6 protein-coding genes and 5 tRNA genes are annotated in these 5,656 nt (G+C 73.3%); 4 read left to right on the plus strand and 7 right to left on the minus strand.

The genetic code is table 11. From position 1 onward, the window contains the following. Positions 1–23: 23 nt before the first annotated feature. From ACWGJO_RS40745 to ACWGJO_RS40765, 5 genes are all read right to left on the minus strand, one after another. Positions 24–95 (minus strand) — tRNA-Val (locus ACWGJO_RS40745). Between the two features lie 44 nt (positions 96–139). Further along, a tRNA-Val gene (locus ACWGJO_RS40750) sits at positions 140–211 on the minus strand. Between the two features lie 41 nt (positions 212–252). Beyond that, positions 253–324 (minus strand) — tRNA-Val (locus ACWGJO_RS40755). A gap of 32 nt (positions 325–356) precedes the next feature. Further along, positions 357–430 (minus strand) — tRNA-Cys (locus tag ACWGJO_RS40760). 40 nt (positions 431–470) lie between these two features. Continuing rightward, a tRNA-Gly gene (locus tag ACWGJO_RS40765) sits at positions 471–543 on the minus strand. A gap of 319 nt (positions 544–862) precedes the next feature. Between ACWGJO_RS40765 and ACWGJO_RS40770 the strand changes: the two genes are divergently transcribed. The 3 genes from ACWGJO_RS40770 to ACWGJO_RS40780 all read left to right on the plus strand — a co-directional run bounded on the left by ACWGJO_RS40770 (position 863) and on the right by ACWGJO_RS40780 (position 3,744). After that, on the plus strand, positions 863–1,963 hold the full coding sequence (locus ACWGJO_RS40770; RefSeq protein WP_452190848.1) for a chorismate-binding protein: 1,101 nt from the start codon (positions 863–865) through the stop codon (positions 1,961–1,963). A 12-nt stretch (positions 1,964–1,975) separates the two neighbouring features. Continuing rightward, positions 1,976–2,806 (plus strand): aminotransferase class IV, encoded by an 831-nt coding sequence (locus ACWGJO_RS40775; protein WP_452190849.1) that lies wholly within the window; start codon positions 1,976–1,978, stop codon positions 2,804–2,806. Positions 2,807–2,895: 89 nt separating this feature from the next. After that, the gene (locus ACWGJO_RS40780; RefSeq protein ID WP_452190850.1) at positions 2,896–3,744 is read left to right on the plus strand and encodes a GNAT family N-acetyltransferase; all 849 of its coding nucleotides are present in this window, start codon (positions 2,896–2,898) and stop codon (positions 3,742–3,744) included. A gap of 12 nt (positions 3,745–3,756) precedes the next feature. On the opposite strand, the gene ACWGJO_RS40785 is transcribed toward ACWGJO_RS40780, so the two are convergent. After that, positions 3,757–4,257 carry a DsbA family protein gene (locus ACWGJO_RS40785; protein ID WP_380359240.1) on the minus strand — a complete coding sequence of 167 codons (501 nt, stop codon included), beginning with the start codon at positions 4,255–4,257 and terminating at the stop codon, positions 3,757–3,759. 110 nt (positions 4,258–4,367) lie between these two features. Between ACWGJO_RS40785 and ACWGJO_RS40790 the strand changes: the two genes are divergently transcribed. After that, on the plus strand, positions 4,368–4,829 hold the full coding sequence (locus ACWGJO_RS40790) for a hypothetical protein (RefSeq protein ID WP_452190851.1): 462 nt from the start codon (positions 4,368–4,370) through the stop codon (positions 4,827–4,829). 17 nt (positions 4,830–4,846) lie between these two features. Here the strand turns inward: ACWGJO_RS40790 and ACWGJO_RS40795 are convergent, their stop codons facing one another. Continuing rightward, complete coding sequence (locus ACWGJO_RS40795) at positions 4,847–5,416, minus strand: CGNR zinc finger domain-containing protein (protein ID WP_359915386.1); 570 nt, start codon at positions 5,414–5,416, stop codon at positions 4,847–4,849. Positions 5,417–5,656: the final 240 nt, after the last annotated feature.

Here is a 5,656-nt window from a genome sequence, read left to right on the forward strand (position 1 = left end):
AGCAGACCCCGAAGGGTCCGACGTGCGCGATACTGGGATTGAACCAGTGACCCCTACCGTGTCAAGGTAGTGCTCTCCCGCTGAGCTAATCGCGCCTGGTGCGGCGGTGTTGCAGCAGACCCCGGAGGGCCCGTTACTGTGCGCGATACTGGGATTGAACCAGTGACCCCTACCGTGTCAAGGTAGTGCTCTCCCGCTGAGCTAATCGCGCCTGATGTGGCGGTCCTGCAGCAGACCCCGAAGGGTCCGACGTGCGCGATACTGGGATTGAACCAGTGACCCCTACCGTGTCAAGGTAGTGCTCTCCCGCTGAGCTAATCGCGCGGGGAGGCCCCCGGTCGAACCGGGGGGCCTCTTGGAGGTGGAGACGGGATTTGAACCCGTGTACACGGCTTTGCAGGCCGTTGCCTCGCCTCTCGGCCACTCCACCAGGCAACGCATGAAGAACGATCTTACACTGTTCTCCATCGAGCGGACGACGAGATTCGAACTCGCGACCCTCACCTTGGCAAGGTGATGCTCTACCAACTGAGCCACGTCCGCCTGTCTTCCGGGGGGCTTCACCGCTTTTCTTCGGCTGCGCTCCCTGGCGACGTGTTGAACTCTAGCGGATTCCCGGGCCAGCTAAAAATCCGTTCCCGCAGCATGCCGAGGGGATGGCCGGTGAGCGCCGTCCCGTCAGCGCTCCCGGACGGCCACCGGCCGCCACCTGCGGCGCTCCCGGACGATCATCCGCAGGTCACCCGGCGCACACCCGCGTGACGCACGCAGCTGCTCGTGCGCGGGGCGCGAACCGGACCGGGCCCACGCCCCCGACCTACACTTCAGGCACCGCCGCCCAGCACCACCGCGCAGGAGAACCGTGTCCGGCCACCCCGACCCCCGCACCCCGCTCGCCCGCTTCGGCGGCCGCCTGGCCACCGGACTGCGCGACGTCACCTCGGACCCGGCCGCCCTGGACTCCGCCGGCTACTGGGCCGTCGCCCACGACTTCGAGGGCCGGCTGACCTGCGCCCGCTTCGACCAGGTCCGCCCGGCCCCCGCCCCGCCCTCCGGCGCGGGCTGGCGCGGACCGGAGGCCGGCAGCTGGCACAGCTCCCTCGAGCGCACCGCCTACACCGCGGGCGTCCGCCGCATCCGCGAGCACATAGCCGCCGGCGAGGTCTACCAGGCCAACCTCTGCCGGGTGCTCTCCGCACCGCTGCCCGACCCGGACCTCAGCGACGTCGACGCCCTCACCGGCCTCCTCGCCCACGGCAACCCCGCCCCCTACGCCGGCACCGTCCGCCTGCCCGGGCACGGCGTCGAGATCGCCACCGCCTCACCCGAGCTCTACCTGCGCCGCACCGGCCGCACCGTCTCCTCCGGCCCGATCAAGGGCACCGGCCGCACCGAGGACGACCTCCTCGACAAGGACCACGCCGAGAACGTGATGATCGTCGACCTGGTCCGCAACGACCTCGGCCGGGTCTGCGCGACCGGCAGCGTCACCGTCCCCGACCTCTGCGCCGTCGAGAAGCACCCCGGCCTGGTCCACCTGGTCTCCACCGTCGAGGGCACCCTGCGCGACGGAGCCGGCTGGCCCGAGCTCCTCGCCGCCACCTTCCCGCCCGGCTCCGTCACCGGCGCCCCCAAGTCCAGCGCCCTGCGGATCATCGAGGCCCTGGAGACCGCGCCGCGCGGCCCGTACTGCGGCGCCGTCGGCTGGGTCGACGCCGACCGCGGCGAGGCCGAACTCGCCGTCGGCATCCGCACTTTCTGGATCGACCGGACGGACCCCGGCGCGCCCGTTCTGCGCTTCGGCACCGGCGCCGGCATCACCTGGGGCTCCGACCCCGAGCGGGAATGGGCCGAAACCGAACTGAAGGCCGCCCGCCTCGTCGCGATAGCGTCGGGCGGCGAACCCGGTGGCGAATCCGGCACCGGATCCGACCCGACCGGGGCCTGCGCCCCCACCGCCTAGGAGCAGCACCCGATGCACAACCGCACCACGAGCTGGGTCAACGGCTCCCTCGTCGACTCCGCCGACGCGGCCGTCTCGGTCCTCGACCACGGCCTCACCACCGGCGACGGCGTCTTCGAGACCCTGAAGACGGTCGACGGCCGGGCCTTCGCGGTCACCCGCCACCTGGACCGGCTCACCCGCTCCGCCCGCGGCCTCGGCCTGGCCGACCCCGATCACGACCTGGTCCGCGAGGCCTGCGCCCGGGTCCTCGCCGCCAACCCCGCGCCGCTCGGCCGCCTGCGCGTCACCTACACCGGCGGCAACGGCCCGCTCAGCTCCGAGCGCGGCACCGCCGGCCCCACCCTGGTCGTCGCCCTCAGCGCGATCGGCCACCGTCCCGACGAGACCGCCGTCGCCGTCGTCCCCTGGCGCCGCAACGAGCACAGCGCCGTCGCCGGCCTCAAGACCACCTCGTACGCCGAGAACGTCGTCGCCCTGGCCGCCGCCCACCGCGCAGGCGCCTCCGAGGCCCTGCTCGCCAACACCGCGGGACGGCTCTGCGAGGGCACCGGATCCAACGTCTTCGTGGTCCTCGGCGGCCGCCTGCTCACCCCCGCCCTCGCCTCCGGCTGCCTGGCCGGCATCACCCGGCAGCTCGTCGTCGACTGGTGCGGCGCCGAGGAGGCCGACCTGCCGCTCAGTGCCCTCCAGGACGCCGAGGAGGTCTTCCTGACCTCCACCACCCGCGACGTCCAGGCCGTCACCCGCGTCGACGACCGCGAACTGCCCGGCATCGGCCCGGTCACCGCCAAGGCCATGGCCGTCTTCACCGAGCGCAGCGGCGACGACCTCGACCCGTGATCCCCGTCCGGGAGAGCATCCCGGAAGAACGCCGGGGAAGCGCACCGGCCGCGTGGATAACCCCCCGTGCAAGGGGAAGGGACCACCACATGACCACCACGCTGCGCCCCGAGGGCCCGGAGACACCCACCGCGGCCGGCGGCCGCACCAGACGCTGGCTGATCCTCGCGAACGGCCACCCGGTCGGCGCGCTGCGCACCACCGCCGACCCGCAGGGCGATCAACTCTGGGGCCGGATATCCGAGTTGGAGATCACCGAGGGGCGCGGCCGGGGTCGGGGAACGTTCGGCGGGCTGGCCGCCGAGGAGGTGCTGCGCACCTGGGGCTGCACCCGGGTCGACGTCGGTGTCCCGGAGCCGGCCGCGGCGGCCCGGGGGCTCGCCGTGACGCTCGGGTACACCGAGCGGGCCCTGGCCATGTCCAAGCGGTTGACAGTCGCCCCGGACCTGCCCACGGGGCTGAGCGTGCGCCCGTTCGACCGGAGCGCCGAGATCCGGGACTGGTTCGACCGGTCCGTGCAGGACTACGTCCGCGTGATGGTGGCTTCTGGCCTCACCGAGGAACAGGCCCGCGCCCGCTCGGGCGGCGGGCCGCGGAACCCGGCCGCGCCGGACCCGGAGACCCCGGGCATGGTCCTGCGCCGCCTGTACGGCGCCGACGGCGGGGAGGAGCCGTACGGCCTGCTCTGGCTGCAGCCGCGCCTGCGCGACCTGCCGGACGGCGAACCGCTCGCCTGGGTGATGAAGGTCGAGGTGTCCCCGGCCCACCAGGGCCGGGGACACGGACGCACGCTGATGCTGCTCGCCGAACGCGAGTGTCTGGCCGCCGGGGTGCGGAACCTCGGCCTCAACGTCTTCTCCGGCAACGAGGTCGCCATCCGGCTCTACACCTCGATCGGCTACCGGGTCACCGAGCGCGTCTACGGCAAGCAGCTGTGACCCGGCGTGTCGTCAGGAAGCCTTCGCCGCCTCGATGACGGCCACGATCCGCTCGCGCAGCCCGTCCTGGCTCTTGCCGCCGTCGAGGCGCTGCCCGCCGATCACGTACGTCGGCGTGCCGGTGACCCCGATCGCCTTGCCCTCGGCCTGGTCGGCGTCGACGGTCAGCATGTGCCGGCCGTCGATCAGCGCGGTGTCCACCTCGTCGACGTCCGCCCCGACCTCCCGGGCCACGTCCAGCAGCACCTGCTGCCCGCGCGCGTCCAGCTCCGCGGTACGGGCCAGCAGCGCCTCCACGAACGGCCAGCCCAGCCCCTGCGCGAACGCCTCCTCGGCCGCTTCCGCGGCGGCGTAGGCGTGCTTGTGCTTCTCCAGCGGGAAGTGCCGCACCTCCACGGGCAGCGCGTCGCCGTACTGCGCGCGCAGCGCCCGTACGTCGTCCAGCGCGGTGTGGCAGTCCGGGCACTGGAGGTCGCACCAGAACTCGAGGCGGGGGAGGGAACCATCGATCATTCCCCCAGTGTTCCACTAGTGGGCGCCCGCTCCGGCCGGAGGTGCGCCCGAGGGCGGACCGAGAGGAAGGCACCGATGACCAGGACGACCGGACACGAAGGAGTGGCACCGTGCTGAGCGCGGCGATCAGCTTCGTCCTCACCGCGGGCGGGGTGGCCTTCGCCGGGCTGCGGGCCTACCGGCGGCGCTTCCTGTCGGCGACCCGCTGGTTCGCGGTGGCCCTGCTGCCCGCCGGGCTCTATCTGACCGGCCTGTTCCCGCTGGCGAGCACGATCGGCCGGGAGTTCGCCGACTGGGCGACCAAGCTGGTCCTCGACCCGCGGGTGTGGACCGGCATCGCGCTGCTCGGCGTCTCGGCTGTGCTGCTGGTCACCACCCGCTGGGTGGGCCGCCGGGGCGGCGCGGCGGTGGAGAGCGCCCCGGAGCGCCCGGCCGCGGCCGGGCCGGCGCCCGAGCGTCCGGCGGTGGCGCCGACGCCCAGGGCCCCGAAGAAGCCGGCCGCGGGCAAGCGGGAGGACGGTCTCGGCGACTTCGCCGACATCGAGGAGATCCTCCGCAAGCGCGGGATCTGAACGGGAGGACCGGCCGGTCAGGCGGAGGGGACGGCCTCCGCCGACCGCTGCCGCGCCCGGTAGGCGGCGACGTGCAGCCGGTTGCCGCAGGTGCGGCTGTCGCAGTAGCGCCGCGAGCGGTTCCGGGAGAGGTCCACGAAGACCCGCGCGCAGTCCGGCGCCTCGCAGCGGCGCAGCCGCTCCCGCTCGCCCGCCATGAGGATGAGGGCCAGCGCCATGCCCAGTTCGGCCGCCAGGTGGTCACCGAGGGCGGCGTGCGGTGCGAAGTAGTGGATGTGCCAGTCGTGGTCGTCGTGGTTGGTCAGCCGGGGCGTCGTCCCGGCGGCCGCGACGATGGAGTTGACCAGCTCCGCGGCCTGCGCGGTGGACTCCGTCGCGAACACCTCGCGCAGCCGGGTGCGCAGCTCGTGCACCCGCCGCAGGTCGTCCTCGGTCAGCGAGTCGATCTCGCTGATCTCCCGGCGGACCACGAAGGCGTCCAGCGCGGCGACGTCCGGCAGCCGCTCGGCGCCGCACACCTCGGGTGCGGTGTTGAGCAGCTCCACGAGGAGGCTCAGCGCGCACTCGGTGTCATGGGTGATCAGCACGTTGGGGGCTCCTCGCGCAGGGGACTCCGATACCCCGCGTCCACGGTTACCCCAGACCATACCGGGCCTTGTGCCGGTAGGGCGGCGCCTTCTTTCGAAGATGTGTGCGCAGTCCGACAAGGCGTCCGAAACCGGGCGCCGCCGGGGCCGGTCGGCCCCCGAACCGGCCCCCGAGGGCGTGCCGCCACCCGCCGAAAGACGTCGGCGCCCGGCACCGGGGCCGGCCACCCGTGAGGGTGG

Source organism: Kitasatospora sp. NPDC054795, assembly GCF_053611565.1.

Coding starts and splice junctions, on each gene's coding strand:
- ACWGJO_RS40775 (WP_452190849.1), top strand. CDS start 1,976: ATGCACAACCGCACCACGAGCTGGGTCAACGGCTCCCTCGTCGACTCC.
- ACWGJO_RS40780 (WP_452190850.1), top strand. CDS start 2,896: ATGACCACCACGCTGCGCCCCGAGGGCCCGGAGACACCCACCGCGGCC.
- ACWGJO_RS40785 (WP_380359240.1), bottom strand. CDS start 4,257: ATGATCGATGGTTCCCTCCCCCGCCTCGAGTTCTGGTGCGACCTCCAG.